Genomic DNA, 22,513 nt, shown 5'->3' with positions numbered 1-22,513 from the left:
TCTATAATCTTGGTCTTACGGTCGTATAGCTCAGTTGGTTAGAGCGCAGCATTCATAATGCTGATGTCGGTGGTTCAAGTCCACCTACGACCACCACATTCGAGAGACCTGCCAAAAGCCCGCAACGCGCCAGTGATTGCGGGCTTTTTTGTGGCCGCAGCGCGGCGGCCGTGGCGGTAAGTCCTTGTACGAAAACGGTTTTTCCGGCCCCCTGGCCCGTAAAATCAGCCTCCCCCACCTTGTCCTCAGCCTCTGGATACACACCATGAACCGCTGCCTCCCTGCCCTGACCTCTTCCCCCGCCGGCCCTGGCCGATGTCTGAACGCTGCACGCGCCATCGCAGCCGCCAGCCTGGCCGCCTTGGCATGCATGGCAGCGCCCGCCCAGGCGCAGGTGCAGCCGGGCATGGGCGTGGTGCGCAACTTTCCCGATGCGTCGCTGCGGGGCAGCCTGACCATCCAGGGCGGCTCCGATGCCGTGCTCAGTGGGCGCACCATTCGCATGGCGCCCGGCATGCGCCTGTTCAGCCCGCAGAATTCGCTGGTCATGCTGCACACGGTGCAGGGCCAGACGTTCAAGGTCAACTACCTGATTGAGAACAGCACGGGCATGCTGCTGTCCGCCTGGATCCTGACCGAGGGCGAAGCCGCCCAACCGCGCAATGGCTCTGACACGATCCAGTTCAACTTCCGCACCGACTCGGACCCGACCAAGAAGTAGCCCCGGCATGGGCAGGCCCGCTGCGCGCCCGCCCACTGCCCTGCCCCAGTGGCCGCCCGCGCGAGCCGCCGCATCCCCATTCGGACACGAGATTGATTGCCATGGCCAAAAAAGTCTTCATCAAAACCTTCGGCTGCCAGATGAACGAGTACGACTCGGACAAGATGGCCGACGTACTCAACGCAGCCCAGGGCTACGAGCCCACCCAAAACGTGGATGAGGCCGACCTCATCCTCTTCAACACCTGCTCGGTGCGCGAAAAGGCGCAGGAGAAAGTCTTCAGCGACCTGGGCCGCATCAAGCACCTGAAAGCCCGCGGCGTGAAGATCGGCGTGGGCGGCTGCGTGGCCAGCCAGGAAGGCGCCGAGATCATCAAGCGCGCGCCGTATGTCGACGTCGTGTTCGGCCCGCAGACCCTGCACCGCCTGCCCGAGCTGCTCAACCAGCGCGAGCGCCTTGACCGTCCGCAGGTGGACATCAGCTTCCCCGAGATCGAAAAATTCGACCACCTGCCGCCAGCGCGTGTCGAAGGCGCCAGCGCCTTTGTCTCCATCATGGAAGGCTGCAGCAAGTACTGCAGCTACTGCGTGGTGCCGTACACCCGCGGTGAAGAGGTCAGCCGGCCGTTCGATGATGTGCTGGTGGAAGTGGCGGGCCTGGCCGATCAGGGCGTCAAAGAGATCACGCTGCTGGGCCAGAACGTGAACGCCTACCTGGGCAAGATGGGCGACACCAGTGAGATCGCCGACTTTGCGCTGCTGCTGGAGTACGTGGCCGACATTCCGGGCATCGAGCGCATCCGCTACACCACGAGCCACCCCAACGAGTTCACACCGCGGCTGATTGCCGCGTACGCCAGCATCCCCAAGCTGGCCAGCCACCTGCACCTGCCGGTGCAGCACGGCAGCGACCGCATCCTGATGGCCATGAAGCGCGGCTACACGGCCATGGAGTACAAGAGCACGGTGCGGAAGCTGCGCGCCATACGCCCCGACCTGGCCATGAGCAGCGACTTCATCGTGGGCTTCCCCGGCGAGACGGAAGACGACTTCAACAAGATGATGAAGCTGATCGACGACATCCACTTCGACAACAGCTTCAGTTTCATCTTCAGCCCCCGCCCCGGCACGCCTGCCGCCGGCCTGCACGATGACACGCCACACGACGTGAAGCTGCGCCGCCTGCAGCACCTGCAGTCCGTGATCAACGCGAACATCAAGTCCATCAGCGAAAGCCGCGTGGGCTCGGTGCAGCGCATCCTGGTGGAAGGCGCCTCCAAACGCGACACCACCGAGCTGATGGGCCGCACCGAATGCAACCGCGTGGTCAACTTCGTGGGCCAGCCGCGCCTCATCGGGCAGATGGTGGACGTGACGATCACCGAAGCCAAGGCCTACACGCTGCGCGGCGAGGTCCTCACGCACGAGGCCGCACTGGCCTGAAACCGCAGGAACAGCCTCTCCCATGTCCGAACCCAGTAGTCCACCCAGCGCTGGCGCGCCCAGGGCGGGCGGGCCGCTCAACGGGTTTTCGTTTCAGCAACTGTTGCTGCTGGCGTTCCTGCTAATTGCGGGACTGCTGGGCGTGAGCTCGCTGCGGGCGCTGCACACGCTGGAGCAGCTCATGGTGCAAAGCCGCCAGGGCACGGCCCACGCCACCGCACTGGGCACCGCCGCGCAGTCGCTGAACCAGCGCGGGCAAGCGCTGGAGCGCGCAGCCCGGCAGTCCCTGGTGCTGCGCGATGCGCCGCTGCGCCGCAGCTTCGATGAAATGGCACTGGAGGCGCTGGGCATCCTCGAACAGTTGCACAAGGACGGGCTCCCCGAAGCGCAGGTGGACGAGTGGCGCAGGCACCTCGACGCCGTCAAAGAGCTTGTGAACGCGCCGCCCGAACGTGCGCTGGACAACGAGCGGCTGGTGGCCGAGGAGTTCGTGGCCATCGAGACGTTGAACCTGAACATCGCGCAGTCGATACAGGACATCAACGCCCAGCGCAACCGAGAGCTGCAGGACCGCGTGGAAGCCAGTCGCCGCAATGTGACGCATCAGGTGGTGGGCGTGATCGTGCTGGCGCTGTTGCTGGCACTGGCGCTGGGCATCTGGCTGGCCCGTCCGTTCAAGCGGCTGGAGGGCGCCATCCGCCAACTGGGCGAGAACCAGCTGGATGAACCCGTGGTGATCTCGGGCCCCGACGACGTGCGCCGCGTCGGCCAGCAGCTCGAATGGCTGCGCCTGCGCCTGGTGGAACTGGATGCGGACAAAGCCCGCTTCTTGCGCCATGTATCGCACGAACTCAAGACACCCTTGGCCGCACTGCGCGAAGGCGTGGCGCTGCTGCAGGACGGCGTGACGGGCGAGCTCAATGGCGGGCAGCGCGAGGTCACGCAAATCTTGCACCACAACACGCTGGTGCTGCAGAGCGAGATCGAGGCACTGCTGCGCTTCAATGCTGCCGCCTTCGAGGCGCGCCAGTTGAACCGTCGCGACACCGATCTCCTGGCGTTGCTGGAGACCCAGGTCGAGACCCAGCGGCTGCAATGGCAGGCCCGGGGTCTGAAGGTACAGGTGGAAGGCCCGTCGATATCACTGCCGATCGATGCCGACAAGATTGCGTCGGCCGTGAGCAACCTGCTGTCCAACGCAATCCGTTTCTCACCCAAGGGCAGCACACTGCGCATCCTGCTGTCGCGCCCTGCAGGGGTCGCCCGGGTGGATGTCATCGACCAGGGCCCGGGTGTGGCGCCGGCGGACCGCGACCACGTCTTCGAGCCGTTTTACCGCGGCGTGCGCCAGCCGGACGATGCCGTGCGCGGCACCGGCATCGGCCTGTCCATCGTCCAGGAATACATCGCGGCCCACGGCGGCACGGTGCGTCTGGTGGACGAAGGCGCCCAATCATTCTTTCGCATAGAACTACCGCATGCAGCCCAGTGACTTTCACCTTACCGCTGCCACCGAGCGCACGTTGCCGAGCCCCGGGGCATCCTCCCTTCTTCCGCTGGCGGCGGCGTGGCTGTTGGTCGGCTGCGGCGCGACGGCTCCGCAGCAGGTCGCTGCGCCACCACCACCACCGCCCCCGGTGACGGTCGCGGTGGCGGTGCCGGTCAAAGTGAAAGCGGAGCGTACGCCACCTGCAGAGCTGCCCCCATTGCCCCCGCCCCACCCCGTGCAGCAGGTGCTGGCACAGACCGATCTGATGCTGCGCATGCCGCCGGCAGATTTGCCGAAGGAAATCGCGCGCCTGAGCGATGCCGAAGAGGCTGCGGCCGAAAACCCCCTGCTGCTGGCCACAGCACTCGCACAGACCCGCCAGGCCGTGGACACGGCGCGCGCACTGGGGCTGGTGCAGCGCGTGCTGGCCAACCAGAGCGCAGTGTCCCAGGCCCTGCACCCGCTGGCACGCCTGATGGAGGCCCGCCTGCTGACCCAGCGCCGGCTGGAAGACCAGCTGGAGCGGCAAACGCAGCAACTGCGCGACGCCCAGCGCCGCAACGACCAACTCAACGAGCGGCTGGAGGCCGTGCGCGCCATCGAGCGCAGCCTGACCACCCGCCCCCCCGTGCCGGCCGCCCCCGCGTCTTCGCCCGGCAGCAGCCCGCAACGTTCAGCCCCCTGACACCCACACCACCATGGCATCCACCTCCACCCCTGCATCCCGCGCTGGCGCATCGGCCCGCATTCTTGTGGTGGACGACGATGCCGACATGCTGCGGCTGCTGTCGCTGCGCCTGAGTGCCGCTGGCTACGAAGTGATTGCGGTGGGCTCTGCCGAAGCCGCGCTGGCGCAGCTCGACATGGCGCGGCCGCAGCTGGTGCTCAGCGACGTGCGGCTGCCGGGGCGCGACGGGCTGGCGCTGTTCGACGAAGTGCGCGCGCGGCACCCCTCGCTGCCGGTGATCCTGCTGACTGCGCACGGCACCATTCCCGATGCAGTGGAAGCGACTTCGCGCGGTGTGTTTACCTACCTCACCAAGCCGTACGACGGCAAAGACCTGCTCGAAAAGATCGGACAGGCCCTGGCGCTGAGCGCCCCCGCCATCACCCACGCCCATGCCAACGAGGCCTGGCGCGCCGAGATCGTGAGCCGGTCCAACCGCATGACCGATCTGCTGGCCGAAGCCTACATGGTGGCCCAGTCGGATGCCAGCGTGCTGCTGCTGGGCGACAGCGGCGCGGGCAAGGAGCTGCTGGCGCAAGCCATCCACCGGGCGAGCCCGCGCGCCGCCAAACCTTTCGTGGCAGTCAACTGCGGCGCCATCCCCGAGGCCCTGCTCGAATCCGAGCTGTTCGGTCACGTCAAAGGCGCCTTCACGGACGCGACCAGCAACCACAAGGGCCTGTTTCAGGCGGCCGACGGCGGCACGCTGCTGCTGGACGAAATTGGCGACATGCCCCCGGCCCTGCAGGTTAAGCTGCTGCGCGTGCTGCAGGAGCGCGCCGTGCGGCCCGTGGGTTCGAGCCAGTCCACGCCCATCGACGTGCGCATCATCTCTGCTACCCACCGCGACCTGGAAGCGGCCATGGCCACCGCCCAGTTCCGCGAGGACCTGTACTACCGCCTGAATGTGGTGACGCTGGCGCTGCCCACGCTGGCTGACCGGCGCGAGGACATTGCACTGCTGGCGAACCACTTTCTCGACCGTCTCGCACGCAAGTACGACAAGCGCCTTTCGGGCTTTGCGCCCGAGGCCCTGAAGGCGCTGACCATGGCCGCGTGGCCTGGCAACGTGCGCCAGCTGTTCAACGTGGTGGAGCAGGTGTGCGCCCTGTCCACGACGCCGCTCGTGCCACTGACCCTGGTGCAGCGTGCGCTGCGCATCCCGTCGGCCCAGGTGCTGAGCTTTACCGAGGCCCGGCAACGCTTCGAGCGCGAATATCTGGTGGGCCTGCTCAAGATGACGGATGGCAATGTCGCAGACGCATCCCGCCTGGCCCAGCGCAACCGCACAGAGTTCTATCGGCTGCTGCAAAAGCATGCCCTCACCCCCGGCAATTTCAAGAACGAAACGGCGAGCGGTGAAGATGTCGCCGAAGAGCGACACGACTAAGCCGTTGATTTCAAAAGAATTTCTTGTCCTAGGCTTGGTGCTTGTCGCCACACAGCGACAAATACGAGGCTTTTAGGGCCGCAGAAACTGCTTGCACAATCGCTTACATGTACATCGAGGCTTAAGTCGTTGATATAGAACAGTTTTTCAGAGCTGGCACAGGGTTTGCCCTAGATGCTGCATGCAAGCTGTTTTTTCTCCATCTTCGCCTTTGCTTCGGCATGCCCGACGGACCGTCGGTCTGCTGGCGCTGGCCCTGGTGGCCGCGAAGGCCCAGGCACAGGGCTTCGACTTCGACAGCGTGACCCAGCTGGCGCGCGAGCGTGCCGGGAAGCCCTATCGGGCAGCTGGCGACAAGCTGCCCGCCGACTTGGCCAAGCTCAATTACGACCAGGTGCGCGACATCCGCTGGCGTCCCGACCGCGCCCTGTGGCGCGCCGAGAAACTGCCTTTCGAGGCCATGTTCTTCCATCTGGGCCTGTACCAGAAGGAGCCGGTGCTGATCAACGAGGTGACGCCGCAGGGTGCCCGCCACATCAGCTACAGCCGTGCCGACTTCGACTATGGCAAGAACCAGGTCAAGCCCGAGGCCTGGGGCGACCTTGGGTTTGCAGGCTTTCGGCTGCACAACCACCTGAACTCCAACGCCTACAAGGACGAGTTGGTGGTCTTCCAGGGCGCCAGCTATTTCCGCGCACTGGGCAAGGGCCAGCAGTACGGTTTGTCGGCCCGCGGCTTGGCCATCGACACGGTAGGCGCGGCGCCCGGCCAGAGCGAGGAGTTTCCTCGCTTCACCGAATTCTGGCTGGTGCGTCCCGACCCGTTGTCGACCAAGGTCACGGTGTACGCGCTGCTCGATTCGCCACGCGCCACGGGGGCCTACCGCTTCGACATCGAGCCCGGCGCAACGACCACCACGACCGTGCGCAGCCGCATCTTTGTGCGGGCTGGTGCAGGCAAGCCCATCGGCACGCTGGGCGTTGCCCCGTTGACCAGCATGTTCTTCTTTGGCGAGAACCAGCCCCGCAAGGACGACTTCCGCCCCGAGGTGCATGATTCCGACGGGCTGATGATCGCCACCGGCGAGGGCGAATGGCTCTGGCGCCCGCTGCAGAACCCCAAGCAGACCCTGGTCACGTCGTTCGCCACCAAGAACCCCAAGGGTTTTGGCCTGATGCAGCGGGACCGCCAGTGGGCCAGCTACGAGGACGTGGAAGCCCGCTATGAACGCCGCCCCAGTGCCTGGGTGCGCCCCCTGAACGACTGGGGTCCTGGCCGTGTGGAACTGGTGCAGCTCAACACACCCGATGAAACGCACGACAACATCGTTGCGTACTGGGTGCCCGCCCAGTTGCCCGCCCCAGGCCAACCGCTGGAATTTGCCTACGAGCTGAGCTGGCAGGGCGAAGAGCAGCAGCGCCCGCCGGGTGGCTGGGTGACGCAATCGCGCCGCGGCATGGGCTACACCAAGGAGACGGCAGCCGCCCTGCGCCAGCAGGCCCAGTTCGTCGTCGACTTCGACGGCCCTTCACTGAAGGCCCTGCCACCGGAAGCCGCCGTCAAGGCGGTGGTGAGCACCGATGCCAACGGCAAGGTGCTTGAAAACATCGTCTACCGAAATCCCGCCACCGACCAGTGGCGCATGACCGTTCGCGTACAGCGCCTCAAAGCCGATCGCCCGATCGAACTGCGCGCTTTTCTTCAACACGACAACAACGCTGTGAGTGAAACATGGACGCACATCATTCTTCCCGAGTAAGCCCCAAGGCGCCCCTTCGCTCACCAGCCCACCTGCGCGCTGTTCCCAGCCTGCGCAGCGTCGTGCGTGAAGAGCGCCATCCCAACGCTGTGACGGCACCGCCGCTGCACCGCGGGTCGATGACGCCCGTGCCCTGGCGCGGGTTCTGGAACAGCATGAGCACCGCCGTGCTGCTGCGCCTCACGGGCCGCGCCCGCAATGCCGGCCCTGCAGAGCCGACAGACGAGCACACGCAGGCCTGGCAGGGCGCAGCGCAGCGCCGCCGCTGGACCTTCATGGTGCTGACCGTGCTGGCCACGGCACTTGCCAGCCTGCTGTTTGCAGGCGTGCAGCCCACGTATGACAACCCTTGGCTTGGCTACGGGCAGATCGCCTTGTTCGCGCTGCTGTCGGCCTGGGTGGTCACGGGCTTCTTGACCGGCCTAATGGGTTTCTGGGTGATGGTGCGGGGCGACAAGCATGCGCTGTCGGTCCGCAGCGTCACCGAGCACCAGCTGGCGCCGGATGCGCGCACCGCGATCATCATGCCGATCTGCAATGAAGACGTGTCCACCGTGTTCGCCGGTCTGCGGGCCACGTGTGAATCCGTGGCGGCCACCGGCCACGGCGCCACCTTCGACGTGTTCGTGCTGTCCGATAGCTATGACCCCTCCATTGCCGCCGCCGAGCGCGCCGCCTGGGAAGAGCTGCGCAGCGCGCTGGCCCAGAACGGCCAGCAACCCCAGGTGCAGGTCTACTACCGCCTGCGCACCCGCCGCACCCACCGCAAGGCCGGTAACGTGGCAGATTTTTGCCGCCGCTGGGGCAAGGACTACCGCTACATGGTGGTGCTGGATGCCGACAGCGTGATGAGCGGCGACTGCATCGTCTCCATGGCCAAGCTGATGGAAGCCAACCCCTCTGCCGGCATCATCCAGACCGCCACGCAGGCCATCGGCCACGTCACGCTGCACGCCCGTGCGCAGCAGTTTGCCTCGCGCGTCACCGGCCGGCTGTTTACGCTGGGCATGCAGTATTGGCAACTGGGCGAGTCGCACTACTGGGGCCACAACGCGATCATCCGTGTGGCGCCGTTCATGGAACATTGCGCGCTGGCGCCGATCAAGGGCACGGGCGGCCTGGCGGGCGGCATCATGTCGCACGACTTCGTCGAAGCCGCGCTGATGCGCCGCGCCGGCTACCACGTGTGGCTGGTGTCCGACCTGATCGGCAGCTACGAGCAACAACCACCAGACCTGCTGGCTGAACTGCAGCGCGACCGCCGCTGGTGCCAGGGCAATCTGCAAAACGCCCGCCTGATGGCCGAGCCTGGCATCCACCCCGTGCACCGCTCGATGTTCGTGACGGGCGCCATGGCTTATCTGTCGGCACCGCTGTGGCTTGCGTTCCTGACGCTGGGCACGGCGCTGTGGCTGTCGGGCGCCAAGCTGGTGGCCGACTGGCACATCCTGCCGGCCGAGTTGCTGGCGCTGTGGGCCTGGACCCTGTGCCTGCTGTTCCTGCCCCGCATCCTGGGCGTGGCCGCGGTGTTCATGCGCCGCGAGCAATCGCAGTACGGTGGCGCCTTCAGCCTGCTCAAGAGTGCGGTGCTGGAAAGCGTGCTGGCCATTCTGCAAGCCCCCATCCGCATGCTGGCGCACTCGCTGTTCGTGGTGATTGCACTGACCGGCCTGAAGCTGGAATGGAAGTCGCCGCCCCGTGAAGCGCATGCCGTGCCATGGCTCCACGCCATGCGCCAGTTGGCCCCCATGAGCGCGATCATCGCCGTGATGGCGCTGGGTGTGGCCTTCATCGACAGCAGCGCGCTGCTGTGGCTGATGCCCGTGGGCCTGCCCCTGGCACTGGCGATTCCGCTGGCGGTGCTGACCAGCCAGATCGCTCTGGGCAAGGCACTGCGCGCGCAGCAACTGCTGTTGATCCCCGAGGAGTCGTGGTCGCCGCCGGTATTGCGCCGTGCGTGGCTGCATGCCAGCCGCCTGGCGCAGCCCGCACTGCGCGCGGCCTAACCGCCATGTGATCGACGTCACGCCCACGTCCCCCCAGGAAGCCGGTGCATGCACCGGCTTTTTTACGGTGCGCGCGCTTTGGCAGTATTCAGGGTCCACGCGGTCGGATGCTGACGATGCAAGCACTTGAAACACTGTCCCAGCAAATGCGGCAGGGGTACGGCACTCCTTTACGATACGGCACGCTTTGGACACGGCCGGACGCATGCCGCCACCGGACAGCGGTCACCTTTCCATCCGTCTCAGCTTCTTGATCACCATGCCCATGTCTTCCCCTGCCCCCGATACCCTGCGGCGCTTTTTGAGAGTCAGCTTACTGGCACTGGCCATCGCAGCCGCAGGGTGCATCGCGCCGCCAGCGCCGATGGCCGAGGCGCCCACCGCGCCCCCTGCCGCACCCGCGCCAGTGGTGCCTGCTGAGCCACCGGGCCGCATCATCTTTGCCGGCTTTGCGATGCACTCGCAGTCCAAGGCCTTCCGCAACGATGTATTGCTGGCTGAAAAGCTGGTGCGTGAGCTCGACTCCAACGCCTTGATGCTCAAGCTGGCCAACCCGGCACGGGGCGAGAGCGCAGAGTGGCCTCAGGCGACGGTCGAAAATTTCGCGCTGGTGATGTCCAAGATGGCCGAGGTGGTGCAACCGCGGGACCGGGTCTTGCTGCTGATCTCCACGCACGCCAACCCTGGCCTGCTCAACATCACCGTGGCTGGCAAGAACCAGCCGCCCATCACACCCAGGTTGCTGAGCGATGCCCTCGCGCCGCTGAAGGTACCGACCCTGGTGGTGCTGTCCGCCTGCTACAGCGGCGCATTCATCAAGCCGCTGAGGGCGCCGAACCGCGTGGTGCTCACGGCCTCCGACACGCGTCTCACCTCGTTCCGCTGCCAATACGATGGCACCCACACGCCGTTCGCCGAAGCGCTGTTCGGCCAGGTGGATGCCGAAAATTTGTCAGTGACCGACTGGATGGATGAAGCCAGAAAATCCATCGCCGCGCAAGAAAAGCGCCGCAAGCTGCCCGCATCCAAGCCGCAGACCTTCGTCGGCGAAGAAGCCAAGGCCTGGGCAGGCCAGCCGTTGAAAGACTGGCTGCAAGCGCCTTGAGCGCCTGGCCTGCGCTCAAGATGGCTCATCCCTCATCGCCCAACCGCTGCGGCATAGAGGTTTGAGCGGCCCACGCATGCAGCACGTCCGTTGCTGGGTTGAATGAGGGCGTCAGGCAGCCCCGTTGATCCGGGCTGAGGGTTGAGCAGCTCAGATAGGTGATCTCAAAAAGGCATCTTGGGCATGCCACCGCCGCCCAGGCCCTTCATGCCGCCCATGCGCTTCATCATCTTCATGAGGCCGCCGCCCTTCATCTTCTTCATCATGCCCTGCATTTGCTCGAACTCCTTGAGCAGGCGGTTGACCTCTTGCACATGCACGCCCGCCCCGCCGGCAATGCGCTTCTTGCGGGTCGCCTTGATGAGGTCGGGCTTGCGGCGCTCCAGCGGCGTCATGCTCTGAATGATGCCTTCCTTGCGCTTGATGTCCTTCTCGGCCTTGTCCATGTCCACCGCGCCGGCCTTGGCCGTGAGCTGGGACGGCAGCTTGTCCATCAGGCTGGACAGGCCGCCCATCTGTTTCATCTGCTGGATCTGGGACAAAAAATCATTCAGGTCGAAACCGTCGCCGCTCTTGACCTTGGCGGCCAGCTTCTGCGCGGCCTCCATGTCCACACCGGCAGTGACCTGCTCGACCAGCGCCACGATGTCGCCCATGCCCAGAATGCGGCCCGCATGGCGCTCGGCGTCGAACACCTCCAGGCCGTCGATCTTTTCCGACACACCTGCAAACTTGATAGGCGCACCCGTGATCTGCCGCACCGACAGCGCCGCGCCGCCGCGTGAGTCGCCGTCGAGCTTGGTCAGCACGATGCCGGTGAGAGGCAGAGCCTCCTTGAAGGCCTTGGCCGTGTTGATCGCGTCTTGGCCCTGCATGGCATCGACGACGAAGAGCGTCTCCACCGGGTTCAGGGCGGCGTGCAGGTCCTTGATTTCCTTCATCAAGGCTTCGTCGATGGCCAGGCGACCGGCCGTATCGACCAGCAGCACATCGAAATAGTGCTTCTTGGCGTAGTCGAGCGCGGCGCGCGCAATGTCCAGCGGTTTTTGGTCCGGGGTGCTCGGGAACCACTCCGCGCCCGCCTGCCTGGTGACGGTCTTGAGCTGCTCGATGGCCGCGGGGCGGTACACGTCGCCAGAAACGGTGAGCACCTTCTTCTTGCGCTTTTCGATCAGGTGCTTGGCCAGCTTGGCGGTGGTCGTGGTCTTGCCGGCGCCCTGCAGGCCAGCCATCAGGATGATGGCGGGCGGCTGGGCCGCCAGGTTGATGTCCGAGACGCCCTGGCCCATGGTGGCCGCCAGTTCGCGGTTGACGATGGAGACCAGCGTCTGGCCGGGCTTGAGCGATCCGATGACCTCCTCGCCCAGGGCTTTTTCCTTCACCCGCGCAATGAAGTCGCGCACCACCGGCAGGGCCACGTCGGCCTCCAGCAGCGCCATGCGCACCTCGCGCAGCATGTCCTGCACGTTGGATTCAGTGATGCGGGCCTGGCCACGCATCTCCTTGACGAGGCGCGAGAGTTTGTCGGTAAGGGCGGAGGCCATGGGCAATGTTCCGGTGTTGCCTGCGCGCGATCAACACAACGGTTGTGGCTGGCAGGCACGCCCAGGTACGGGCGGTGGGGGCAAAAGGCTAAACTGCGATCCATGATTTTAGCGAGTAGCTCCCCCTTCAGCTGGCTGCTGGCCCTGGCCGCCGCGGTGGCATATGGCGTTCCCGCCGTCGCCGCCAAGCGCCTGGGCACCACGGCAGCCCGCAATGCGCTGCTGGTGGCCTGGGTGCTGCATGGCGCCGTCCTGGTGTGGGGCCTGTGGGGCGACGCACCGCGCTTCGGGTTTGCGCCCGCCCTGTCGATGACGGCCTGGCTGGTGCTCACCGTCTATGCGGTCGAGCGGCAGCTCTTTCCCCAGATGCAGTCGCGCTGGGTGCTGGCTGCGCTGGGCGCGGTGGCCGTGGTGCTGGCCCTGGTGTTCCCGGGGCAGCCACTGCATGTCACGGCTTCTGCCTGGCTGCCGCTGCACCTGGCCTTGGGCATTGCCTGTTACGGCCTCTTTGGTGCTGCGGTGGTGCATGCCTGGCTCATGACCCGCGCCGAGCGGCACATCCGACAGGCTGAAGACCCGCACAGCGGCATCCCGCTGCTGACGCTGGAGCGCCTGACCTTCCGCTTCGTGACGGCGGGCTTCATCCTGCTGACGGCCACGCTGCTGGCCGGCTGGCTGTTTGGCGAAACGCTGTATGGCCGCGCCTGGCGATGGGACCACAAGGCCGTTTTCTCGCTGCTGTCCTGGCTCACCTTCGCCGCGCTACTGATAGGCCGCGCGCGCTTTGGCTGGCGGGGGCGCAACGCGGTGCGCGTGCTGTATGCGGGCTCGACCCTGCTGCTGCTGGCCTACGTGGGCTCACGCTTCGTCATGGAAGTGGTGCTGGGGCGCAGCGCATGAAATACCTGGTACTGCTGATCGTCCTGGTCGTCGCCATCGGTATCTGGCGCAGCCGGCGTGACAAGGACACCGACGCGGAATCACGCAGGCCCCCACCGCCTTTGGCAGGTCCGCAGGACATCCTCGCGTGCGCGCATTGTGGTGTGCATATTCCGAAGGCAGAGGCCCTGATGCTGGGCAACCAGGCCTATTGCTGCCCGGAGCACAGTCGCCTGGGCCCGGCCTGAGCCATGCAAGTACCACCCGCCGGGATGTTTACGCCCACTGTGGACGCACCATTTGTCAGGCTGTGGCGCGGTTTTCTGACCGGTCGGGTGGTGGTGGCGCTGGCGTTGTTGATGCTGCAAGGCATTGGGCAGATCGTCAATCAGGCACCGGAGCCAGCAGTGCTGGGCGTGTGTGTAGCGTACCTGGTCGCCACCGCCATGCTGCGTGTGCTGGCGGGACATGCTCCGCCATCGCCGCGGGCAGGTGCCCGGTGGCTGCCCTCGATCGGGGTCGACCTGCTGGCCATCGCCCTCGTGCAGTTGCTGCATGCCGGCATCATGAATTTCACCCCCCTGTTCGGCCTGCCCATTCTCATGGCGGCCGTGCTCGGCACCTTGACGCTGGCCCTGGGGACCACGGCGGCGGCCACCCTGCTGCTGCTGGGCTGGGCCTGGTGGCAGGGCATCAGCATGACCGGCGACGCCGCCCCGCGCTACCTGCAAAGCGCGCTGACGGGCACCGGCTATTTCATCGTGAGCTACCTGGTGCACCAGCTGGCCACCCGCCTGGCGCGCGAGCAGGAGCTAGCCCATCAAAGCCAGGTCGCGGCCCGCGTGCAGACCCAGGTCAGCGCACTCGTGATCCAGAACCTGACCGACGGCGTGCTGGTGGTGGACGAAAGCGATACCGTGCGCATCGCCAACCCGGCGGGCCTGCAGCTGCTGGGCGGGGGCAGCCTGCCAGAGCTGCCGTTCATGCTGACCACGGAGCCCCCATGGAGCCCCCTGATCATCCTGGCGCGGCGCACGTTTCGGCAGGAGCAACCCCAGACCGCCGATGTCGACCTGCTGCACCCCGGGCAAAGCCCCACCGGCCTGCACGTGCGCACCTGGCTGACTTCTACGCGCGAGGCATCTCAGCAGACTCAGACGGAACGGCTGTGCGTGATGTTCCTGCACGACCTGCGGGAGATGGAGGCGCGGCTGCGCACCGAAAAGCTCGCGGCGATGGGCCGCATGTCGGCCGCCGTGGCCCACGAGATCCGCAACCCGCTGGCCGCCATCGTCCAAGCCAACGCCCTGCTCGAAGAAGACCTGCACGACCCGGCGCAAAAACGCCTCGCGCACATGGTGCAGCAGAACGCCGACCGCCTGGCCCGCATCGCAGAAGAAGTGCTGGACATTGCCCGCGTGCAGCACCAGATCAGCCATGCCCCGGCATCCACCGTGCCGCTCGATGAGACCGTGGCGCAGATATGGAACGACTGGCAGTCCCAGAACCCGGCCAAGCGCCTGGCCGTGGTGACGCTAGAAGCCGAGGGCACCCAGGTCGAGTTCGACCCCGAACATCTGCGGCGCGTTCTGGTGAACCTGCTGGACAACGCCTTGCGCTACATGAGCCAGGAGCCCGATGCGCTGCTGGTGAGCACGCGCGCCCTGCCGTCGGGCCAGGTCAGCCTGCAGGTGTGGAGCGATGGCGCTCCCATGGACAAGTCGGTGGAGCGCCATCTGTTCGAGCCCTTCTTTTCGTCCGAGAGCCGGTCCAGCGGGCTGGGCCTTTATATTTGCCGAGAACTGTGCCAGCGACACGGCGCCTCCATCAGCTACCAGCGCCTTGCGCGTGCCACGGCACGGGGTGAGACCGGGGGCAATGCCTTCACCGTCGGTTTTCGCCGTACGACCCGCCCTGCCGAATCCGCCACCCTGTTCGACACCATCGTGGTCTGACCTCCACCGCCATGAACGCCACCCCTGCCTCCATCCTCGTCGTAGACGACGAACCCGACCTGCGCACCCTGTATGAACTCACGCTGCTGCGCGAGGGCTACCGCGTGCAGACGGCCTCCAGCGTGCAGGAGGCGCGCGATCAGCTCAAGGCCCATCGCTTCGATGCGGTCATCACCGACATGCGCTTGCCCGACGGGTTCGGCATGGAGCTGCTGCAGGACCTGCGCGAGCAGCAGCGCAAGGAGCGCTGCGTGGTGATGACGGCCTACGGCTCTGCCGAGAACGCGGTCGAGGCCCTGCGCGCCGGGGCTTTCGACTACCTGACCAAGCCGGTGGACCTCAAGCAGTTTCGGTCGGTGGTGGCATCGGCCATCCAGGGCACGGGCGGCGTGCCGGCCCCACGCGCAGCGCGCAGTGGCGGCAACCAGAACAAAAGTGCGGCCTCGGCGGCCGTGGACCTGGCCGGATCGACCCCGGCCCTGGAGCGGATGGTGGGAGAGTCCATGGCCATCCGCAACGTCAAACAGCGAGTGGCCAAGGTGGCCCGCGGCATGGCGCCTGTGCTGATCCATGGCGAATCGGGCACCGGCAAGGAACTGGTGGCGCAGGCGCTGCACGCCAGCAGCCAGCGCGCCGATGGCCCGCTCGTGGCTGTCAATTGCGGCGCCATCCCCGAAAACTTGCTGGAGGCCGAGTTCTTCGGCGCGCGCAAGGGATCCTACACCGGCGCCTCGCAGGATCGCGATGGCTACTTTCAGGCGGCGCGGGGGGGCACACTGTTTCTCGACGAGATCGGCGACCTCCCCCTGGCCATGCAGTCCAAGCTGCTGCGTGCGATCCAGGAGCGCAGCGTGCGGCCGCTGGGCTCCACGCAGGAAGAAACCGTGGACGTGCGCGTCGTCAGCGCCACGCACCGCGACCTGGCTGCCGACGTGCAGTCGGGCCGCTTCCGGCAGGATCTGTACTACCGGCTGAACGTGATCGAGATCGTGATCCCGCCCCTGCGAGAGCGGCGCGAAGACCTGCCCGCGCTGTGCGTGGCCCTGCTGGCACGCATCGCCCAGGAATCGGGCATGGCCGTGCCACGGCTGACCGAGCAGGCGCTGGCCGCCATTGCAGCGCATCCCCTGACTGGCAACGTGCGTGAGCTGGAAAACTTGTTGCACCGCGCGGTGGCGCTCAGTGATGGAGAGGAGCTCCATGTGGACGGGCCGGCGCTGCCGTACGACGCATCGGGTGCGCGGCCCATGCCGCCGCAGGCAGCGCTCGCCACCAGCGCCTCGGCAGGCTCTGCAGGCGACGCGCCCACTTCCGCGCAAGGCCCCGCTGCGGCGGCCCACCCCAACCCAGGCAGTTCGGTGCCACTGCCCAGCGACCTGCAGGCCTGGCTGGACCAGCAAGAACGCGACATCCTCATCCGGGCCCTGCGCGAGGCCGGCTTCAACCGCACAGCCACCGCGGCGCGCCTGGGTATCAGCCTGCGCCAGATCCGCTACCGCATCGCACGCCTGAACATTGCCGCGCCCAACGACCAGGATGCGAATGACGAGATCGGTTGAAGCCGAGCAGGACGACTCGGGCCCACTTTGGGACGGCGGCTGGTACCAGCGGGCACACCGGCTCCCCTCGCCGAACTACGGGGAGCGCCCGGTACAGGGCGAGCAGGCCATCGACCTGATCGTGGTGCACTCCATCAGCCTTCCGCCGGGTGAATACGGCACCGGCAAGGTGCAGGAACTGTTCACCAATGCACTCGACTGGGATGCCCATCCGTACTTTCAAAGCATCCGCGGCCTGGCGGTGTCGTCGCACTTTTTCATAGAGCGCACCGGCGCGCTCTGGCAATTCGTGAGCTGCGACCAGCGCGCCTGGCATGCCGGCCAGTCTGCCTACCGCGGCCGCAGCCAGTGCAACGACGACTCCATCGGCATCGAACTGGAGGGCCTGGAAGGCCTGGAGTTCGAGGCGGCGCAGTACCACATGCTCGCCCAGCTGTGCCGGGATATCGAGCAGCGCTATGCCATCGAGCACATCGCCGGCCACGAGCACATCGCCCCGGGGCGCAAACAAGATCCCGGGCCAGGGTTCGACTGGCGCCGCCTTCAGGATGCGCTCAGCTGGCCATTGCGCAGGTTTCCTGCTACCACGCTGACCAGCCACCCACCACCGGGCTGATCACTGCAGCCCCAGCGCCACATCCAAGATTTTTCTTTGTGCGTTTGCACATTGTTGCAGTGCCCGGCGACCCCAAGGCAGCATGCGGCCTCGGCGGCAAAATCCCTCGCAACGCCTGTCGGCATGCGGGTCGTCTGCCCCACATCCCCGCGTTTCAATGGATTGCGACGAGGTGCCCAGCCCCCGCTTCGCATGCCTAGCACAAGCCGTGTCCTCCTGGAGGCAGTTTTACCGCGATACACTACCGGTAGTGTCTTGAACGCATGAGACACACCATATATAGTGTGCCCAGACAAAAGCCCTGCGCACCGCTCTCCCGGCCCGGCTGCATTCCCAGCCGAGCATCACACCCCAGACAGCCCATAGAAGAGGACACCCATGCAAGCTGCTTTGAACACGCCTGTCACCACCCACACCGCCACGGCCGATGCCCCTGCATCCCATGCAGCGCCAGTGGCCGCCACCCAATCGCTCCCGCACTACCAGATCATTCGCCGCAACGGCGCGGTGGTGCCCTTCGAGCCCCAGAAAATCGCGGTGGCGATGATGAAGGCCTTTCTGGCAGTGCATGGCACCCAGGGCGCAGCCTCTGCCAGCGTGCGCGAAGTCGTGGACACGCTGACGCAGAACGTCGTGCGCGCGCTGGTGCGTTCGCGCCCTGCCGGCGGCACCTTCCACATTGAAGACGTGCAGGACCAGGTGGAGCTGGGCCTGATGCGCGGCGAGCACCATGAAATCGCCCGCGCCTATGTGCTCTACCGCGAACGCCGCACGCAGGAGCGCGCGCGCCACACCGAGCAACAGGCTGCCGTGCCCGCTGCACCGCTGCTGCATGTGATCGACGGCGACAAGCGCGTGGCGCTGGACCTGAATCGCCTGCAGGGCCTGATCGAGTCGGCCTGCGTGAACCTGGGTGCCGACATCAAGGCCGACCCCATCGTCGCGGAAACCATGCGCAACCTGTACGACGGCGTCCCGATGGACGAGGTCTACAAGGCCTCCATCCTGGCCGCGCGCACGCTGATCGAAAAAGACCCCGACTACACCTACGCCACCGCCCGCCTGCTGCTGCACACCATCGTGCGCGAGGTGCTGGATAAGGAAGTGACCCAGTCCGCGATGGGCCAGGCGTACCTGGAATACTTTCCCCAGTTCATCCAGAAGGGCGTGGACAACGAACTGCTGGACCCCCGCCTGCTGACGTTCGACCTGGCCCGCCTGGGCGCCGCCCTCAAGGCCGACCGCGACCTGCAGTTCGACTATCTGGGTCTGCAGACGCTTTACGACCGCTACTTCCTGCACGTGCGCAAGACCCGCATCGAGCTGCCCCAGTGCTTCTTCATGCGCGTGGCCATGGGCCTGTCGCTCAACGAAGCCGACCGTGAAGCCCGCGCCATCGAGTTCTACGAGATCCTCTCGAGCTTCGACTTCATGTCCAGCACGCCCACGCTGTTCAACAGCGGCACGCTGCGCTCGCAGTTGTCCTCGTGCTACCTGACCACCGTGCCCGACCACCTGGAAGGCATCTACGACTCCATCAAGGAGAACGCGCTGCTGTCCAAGTTTGCCGGCGGTCTGGGCAACGACTGGACCCGCGTGCGCGCCCTCGGCTCGCACATCAAGGGCACGAACGGTGAATCCCAAGGCGTGGTTCCTTTTCTCAAGGTGGTCAACGACACGGCCGTGGCCGTGAACCAGGGCGGCAAGCGCAAGGGCGCCGTGTGCACGTACCTGGAAACGTGGCACCTGGATATCGAAGAGTTCCTGGAGCTGCGCAAGAACACCGGTGATGACCGCCGCCGCACGCACGACATGAATACGGCCAACTGGATTCCCGACCTGTTCATGCGCCGCGTGATGGAAAAGGGCACCTGGACGCTGTTCTCGCCTTCCGACGTGCCCGACCTGCACGACCTGTTCGGCACCGCCTTCGAGAAGGCCTACGTGGCCTACGAACAAAAGGCTGCGCGCGGCGAGATCAAGCCGTCCAAGACGGTGCAGGCCACCGACATGTGGCGCAAGATGCTGACCATGCTGTTCGAGACCGGGCATCCCTGGATCACCTTCAAGGATGCCTGCAACGTGCGCTCGCCCCAGCAGCACGCCGGCGTGGTGCACTCGTCCAACCTGTGCACCGAGATCACGCTGAACACCAGCGACACCGAAACCGCCGTGTGCAACCTCGGCTCGGTCAACCTGCTGCAGCACTTGAAGGATGGCCAGGTCGATCACGAGAAGCTCAAGAAGACGATCACCGTGGCCATGCGCATGCTGGACAACGTGATCGACATCAACTACTACGCTGTGCCCAAGGCCCGCGACTCCAACATGCGCCACCGCCCCGTGGGCCTGGGACTGATGGCCTTCCAGGACAGCCTGTACGAACTGCGCATCCCCTACGCCTCGCAAGCGGCCGTGGAGTTTGCCGACAAGTCGATGGAAGCCATCTGCTACTACGCCTACTGGGCGTCGACCGAGCTGGCCCGCGAACGCGGCCAGTACACCAGCTACAAAGGCTCGCTGTGGGACCGCGGCATCCTGCCTTTCGACACGCTGGACATGCTGTCCGAGGCCCGTGGCGGCTATGTGGAAGTGGACCGTTCGTCCACGCTCGACTGGGACGCCCTGCGCAAGAAGATTGCGCAGGACGGCATGCGCAATTCGAACTGCGTGGCCATCGCCCCCACCGCCACGATCTCCAACATCATCGGCGTGGACGCATCGATCGAGCCATCGTTCGGCAACCTGTCCGTGAAGTCCAACCTGTCGGGAGAGTTCACCGTCATCAACGGCGGGCTGGTGCGCGACCTCAAGCGCCTGGGCCTGTGGGACGACGTGATGATCATGGACCTCAAGCACTTCAAGGGATCGCTGCACCCCATTGACCGCGTGCCGGCCGACATCAAGGCGCTGTACTCCACCGCCTTCGAAGTCGAAGCGCAATGGCTGGTGGAAGCCGCATCGCGCCGCCAGAAGTGGATCGACCAGGCGCAGAGCCTGAACATCTACATGGCCGGCGCATCGGGCAAGAAGCTGGACGACACCTACAAGCTGGCGTGGATCCGTGGCCTCAAGACCACGTACTACCTGCGCACGCAAAGCGCCACGCACGTCGAGATGAGCACCGTGAACACACGCCAGCTCAACGCCGTGTCCTCCGGCAACGACGGTGCCTCGCAGCAGGGTTCTGCAGCCGCTGCATCCAAGCCCGGCGCGCAGGAAACAGCAGTCACTGCAGCGTCTGCGCAGGCCGCGTCACGACCCGCCACGGACGTTCAGTTCACCGCGATCGACGACGTCAGCTGCGAGGCCTGTCAGTAAGGTCCTACGAAGCGGCGTGCATCGCGTTCAATGCACGCTCGCTTCGGTGCTGTGAAGCAACAAATCGTTGCTGCACAACGCTGCAGTGCTTTCCTTTTTGCAGCACTGCTTTCATAATCCGAACACTGGAAAATCTATGTTGTCCTGGGACGAAGAAGTCAAGCCCTCATCGCAAAATCAACTGGACGGTGGACTGAACAAGAGCCACCCGGCGGAGCAGCCGCCCGTGTCTTTCCAGACCCCCTCACTGCAGGACGTCCACGCTTCGATGACCGCATCCGCAGCACCCCAGGCAACTCCTGCAGCAGCCGCCACGCACCGCCGCGTGAATGCCGCCGACAAGCGCATCATCAACGGCCAGACCGACGTCAACCAGCTGGTCCCGTTCAAGTACAAGTGGGCGTGGGAAAAGTACCTCGCCACCTGCGCCAACCACTGGATGCCGCAAGAAGTGAACATGACGCGCGACATCGCGTTGTGGAAGGACCCCAACGGCCTGACCGAAGACGAGCGCCGCATCATCAAGCGCAACCTCGGCTTCTTCGTGACTGCCGACTCGCTGGCTGCCAACAACATCGTGCTGGGCACGTACCGCCACATCACTGCCCCCGAGTGCCGCCAGTTCCTGCTGCGCCAGGCGTTCGAGGAAGCCATCCACACCCACGCCTACCAGTACATCGTGGAGTCGCTCGGCCTCGATGAAGGCGAGATCTTCAACGCCTACCTCGAAGTACCTTCGATCCGCGACAAGGACCAGTTCCTGATCCCCTTCATCGAAGCGATCATGGACCCCAACTTCCACACCGGTACGTTCGAAACCGACCAGACGCTGCTCAAGTCGCTGATCGTGTTCGCCTGCCTGATGGAAGGCCTGTTCTTCTACGTCGGCTTCACGCAGATCCTGGCGCTGGGCCGCCAGAACAAGATGACCGGCGCTGCAGAGCAGTACCAGTACATCCTGCGCGACGAGTCGATGCACTGCAACTTCGGCATCGACCTGATCAACCAGCTCAAGCTGGAGAACCCGCACCTGTGGACCGCCGAGTTCAAGGCCGAGATCAACGCGCTGTTCATGAAGGCCGTCGAGCTGGAATACCGCTACGCCGAAGACACCATGCCGCGTGGCGTGCTGGGCATGAATGCGTCGATGTTCAAGGGCTACCTGCGCTACATCGCCAACCGCCGCGCCACGCAGATCGGCCTGGAGACGCTGTTCCCCAATGAAGAAAACCCGTTCCCGTGGATGAGCGAGATGATCGACCTCAAGAAGGAACGCAACTTCTTCGAGACCCGGGTTATTGAATACCAGTCTGGTGGTGCGCTGTCCTGGGACTAGCACTTTTTAGCATTGCACCACCATGGATATCTACACCACGCACCACACCGACAGCGCCCGAGAGCCTTGCCGTGTGGAGCGTTCCCGTGTTCATGGGGATGGGGTCGACCTCCATCTCCATGGATCGCTTCTTGTCCATTGAAGACAGGAAGTGCTCTTTGCAAATTGACCCAAGGAGAACATGATGGCAACTGCGAAAAAGACCGCTGCTAAGAAGGCAGCCCCCGCGAAGAAGGCCGCTCCTGCCAAGAAGGCAGTAGCAGCAAAGAAGGCAGCACCGGCCAAGAAGGCTGCGCCCGCCAAGAAGGCAGCAGCACCGGCCAAGAAGGCCGCTCCCGCCAAAAAGGCAGTAGCAGCGAAGAAGGCCGCTCCTGCCAAGAAGGCAGCAGCGCCAGCGAAGAAGGCCGCTCCCGCCAAGAAGGCAGTAGCAGCGAAGAAGGCTGCACCGGCCAAGAAGGCARCGSCAGCRAAGAAGGCAGCACCCGCCGCCAAGAAGGCAGCTCCTGCTGCCAAGAAGGCTTCGCCCGCCAAGAAAGCCCCCAAGGCCCCTGCCCCTGCGGCCGCAGCGCCTGCTGCACAGACCACGCTGAACCCTCAGGCAGCCTGGCCATTTCCTACGGGCAACAAGCCCTGATACTGGCGCACGTCGCCCTCGACCCGGTGC

The 22,513-nt window shown here is 65.4% G+C and carries 17 protein-coding genes and 1 tRNA gene; 17 read left to right on the top strand and 1 reads right to left on the bottom strand.

What is annotated here, in order from left to right; genetic code table 11:
• Nucleotides 1–19 precede the first annotated feature (19 nt).
• From ASF16_RS12680 to ASF16_RS12640, 9 genes are all read left to right on the top strand, one after another.
• Nucleotides 20–96 (top strand) — tRNA-Met (locus ASF16_RS12680).
• 169 nt (nucleotides 97–265) lie between these two features.
• Nucleotides 266–721: a hypothetical protein gene (locus ASF16_RS12675; protein WP_082516904.1), complete on the top strand. Its 456-nt coding sequence runs from the start codon at nucleotides 266–268 to the stop codon at nucleotides 719–721.
• 101 nt (nucleotides 722–822) lie between these two features.
• A complete protein-coding gene (gene miaB / locus ASF16_RS12670; RefSeq protein WP_056167440.1) occupies nucleotides 823–2,163 on the top strand; it encodes a tRNA (N6-isopentenyl adenosine(37)-C2)-methylthiotransferase MiaB in 1,341 nt (446 codons plus the stop codon).
• A gap of 22 nt (nucleotides 2,164–2,185) precedes the next feature.
• Complete coding sequence (locus ASF16_RS12665) at nucleotides 2,186–3,655, top strand: sensor histidine kinase KdpD (RefSeq protein ID WP_082516903.1); 1,470 nt, start codon at nucleotides 2,186–2,188, stop codon at nucleotides 3,653–3,655.
• A complete protein-coding gene (locus ASF16_RS12660; protein ID WP_235507362.1) occupies nucleotides 3,642–4,337 on the top strand; it encodes a hypothetical protein in 696 nt (231 codons plus the stop codon). The genes ASF16_RS12665 and ASF16_RS12660 overlap by 14 nt, the downstream gene beginning before the upstream one ends.
• A 13-nt stretch (nucleotides 4,338–4,350) precedes the next feature.
• Nucleotides 4,351–5,769, top strand: a complete 1,419-nt coding sequence (locus tag ASF16_RS12655) for a sigma 54-interacting transcriptional regulator (RefSeq protein WP_056167436.1) — start codon at nucleotides 4,351–4,353, stop codon at nucleotides 5,767–5,769.
• A 181-nt stretch (nucleotides 5,770–5,950) separates the two neighbouring features.
• Nucleotides 5,951–7,528: a glucan biosynthesis protein G gene (locus tag ASF16_RS12650; RefSeq protein WP_235507361.1), complete on the top strand. Its 1,578-nt coding sequence runs from the start codon at nucleotides 5,951–5,953 to the stop codon at nucleotides 7,526–7,528.
• Nucleotides 7,501–9,534 carry a glucans biosynthesis glucosyltransferase MdoH gene (gene mdoH / locus ASF16_RS12645; protein ID WP_235507360.1) on the top strand — a complete coding sequence of 678 codons (2,034 nt, stop codon included), beginning with the start codon at nucleotides 7,501–7,503 and terminating at the stop codon, nucleotides 9,532–9,534. Before ASF16_RS12650 ends, mdoH begins: the two co-directional genes overlap by 28 nt.
• 265 nt (nucleotides 9,535–9,799) lie before the next feature.
• The gene (locus tag ASF16_RS12640; RefSeq protein WP_235507359.1) at nucleotides 9,800–10,639 is read left to right on the top strand and encodes a C13 family peptidase; all 840 of its coding nucleotides are present in this window, start codon (nucleotides 9,800–9,802) and stop codon (nucleotides 10,637–10,639) included.
• Nucleotides 10,640–10,803: 164 nt separating this feature from the next.
• On the opposite strand, the gene ffh is transcribed toward ASF16_RS12640, so the two are convergent.
• The gene (ffh, locus tag ASF16_RS12635; protein ID WP_056167433.1) at nucleotides 10,804–12,183 is read right to left on the bottom strand and encodes a signal recognition particle protein; all 1,380 of its coding nucleotides are present in this window, start codon (nucleotides 12,181–12,183) and stop codon (nucleotides 10,804–10,806) included.
• A 102-nt stretch (nucleotides 12,184–12,285) separates the two neighbouring features.
• Between ffh and ASF16_RS12630 the strand changes: the two genes are divergently transcribed.
• The 8 genes from ASF16_RS12630 to ASF16_RS12595 all read left to right on the top strand — a co-directional run bounded on the left by ASF16_RS12630 (nucleotide 12,286) and on the right by ASF16_RS12595 (nucleotide 22,483).
• Nucleotides 12,286–13,083 (top strand): inner membrane protein YpjD, encoded by a 798-nt coding sequence (locus ASF16_RS12630; RefSeq protein WP_056167431.1) that lies wholly within the window; start codon nucleotides 12,286–12,288, stop codon nucleotides 13,081–13,083.
• Nucleotides 13,080–13,310: a PP0621 family protein gene (locus ASF16_RS12625; RefSeq protein WP_056167428.1), complete on the top strand. Its 231-nt coding sequence runs from the start codon at nucleotides 13,080–13,082 to the stop codon at nucleotides 13,308–13,310. The genes ASF16_RS12630 and ASF16_RS12625 overlap by 4 nt, the downstream gene beginning before the upstream one ends.
• Nucleotides 13,311–13,334: 24 nt before the next feature.
• Nucleotides 13,335–15,017 (top strand): HAMP domain-containing sensor histidine kinase, encoded by a 1,683-nt coding sequence (locus tag ASF16_RS12620; RefSeq protein WP_235507358.1) that lies wholly within the window; start codon nucleotides 13,335–13,337, stop codon nucleotides 15,015–15,017.
• An 11-nt stretch (nucleotides 15,018–15,028) separates the two neighbouring features.
• Nucleotides 15,029–16,576: a sigma-54 dependent transcriptional regulator gene (locus ASF16_RS12615; protein WP_056167422.1), complete on the top strand. Its 1,548-nt coding sequence runs from the start codon at nucleotides 15,029–15,031 to the stop codon at nucleotides 16,574–16,576.
• Nucleotides 16,560–17,192 carry a 1,6-anhydro-N-acetylmuramyl-L-alanine amidase AmpD gene (gene ampD, locus ASF16_RS12610; protein ID WP_056167418.1) on the top strand — a complete coding sequence of 211 codons (633 nt, stop codon included), beginning with the start codon at nucleotides 16,560–16,562 and terminating at the stop codon, nucleotides 17,190–17,192. The genes ASF16_RS12615 and ampD overlap by 17 nt, the downstream gene beginning before the upstream one ends.
• A gap of 378 nt (nucleotides 17,193–17,570) precedes the next feature.
• Nucleotides 17,571–20,513: a ribonucleoside-diphosphate reductase subunit alpha gene (locus tag ASF16_RS12605; RefSeq protein ID WP_056167416.1), complete on the top strand. Its 2,943-nt coding sequence runs from the start codon at nucleotides 17,571–17,573 to the stop codon at nucleotides 20,511–20,513.
• A 136-nt stretch (nucleotides 20,514–20,649) separates the two neighbouring features.
• Nucleotides 20,650–21,849, top strand: coding sequence for a ribonucleotide-diphosphate reductase subunit beta (locus tag ASF16_RS12600; protein ID WP_056167414.1), 1,200 nt, complete (start codon nucleotides 20,650–20,652; stop codon nucleotides 21,847–21,849).
• A 181-nt stretch (nucleotides 21,850–22,030) separates the two neighbouring features.
• Nucleotides 22,031–22,483, top strand: coding sequence for a histone (locus ASF16_RS12595; RefSeq protein WP_369817148.1), 453 nt, complete (start codon nucleotides 22,031–22,033; stop codon nucleotides 22,481–22,483).
• The last annotated feature ends 30 nt before the right edge of the window (nucleotides 22,484–22,513 follow it).

This window comes from Acidovorax sp. Leaf78 (assembly GCF_001422735.1).
Classification (GTDB): domain Bacteria; phylum Pseudomonadota; class Gammaproteobacteria; order Burkholderiales; family Burkholderiaceae_C; genus Acidovorax.
This window is presented reverse-complemented; position numbering and strand designations above follow the sequence as displayed.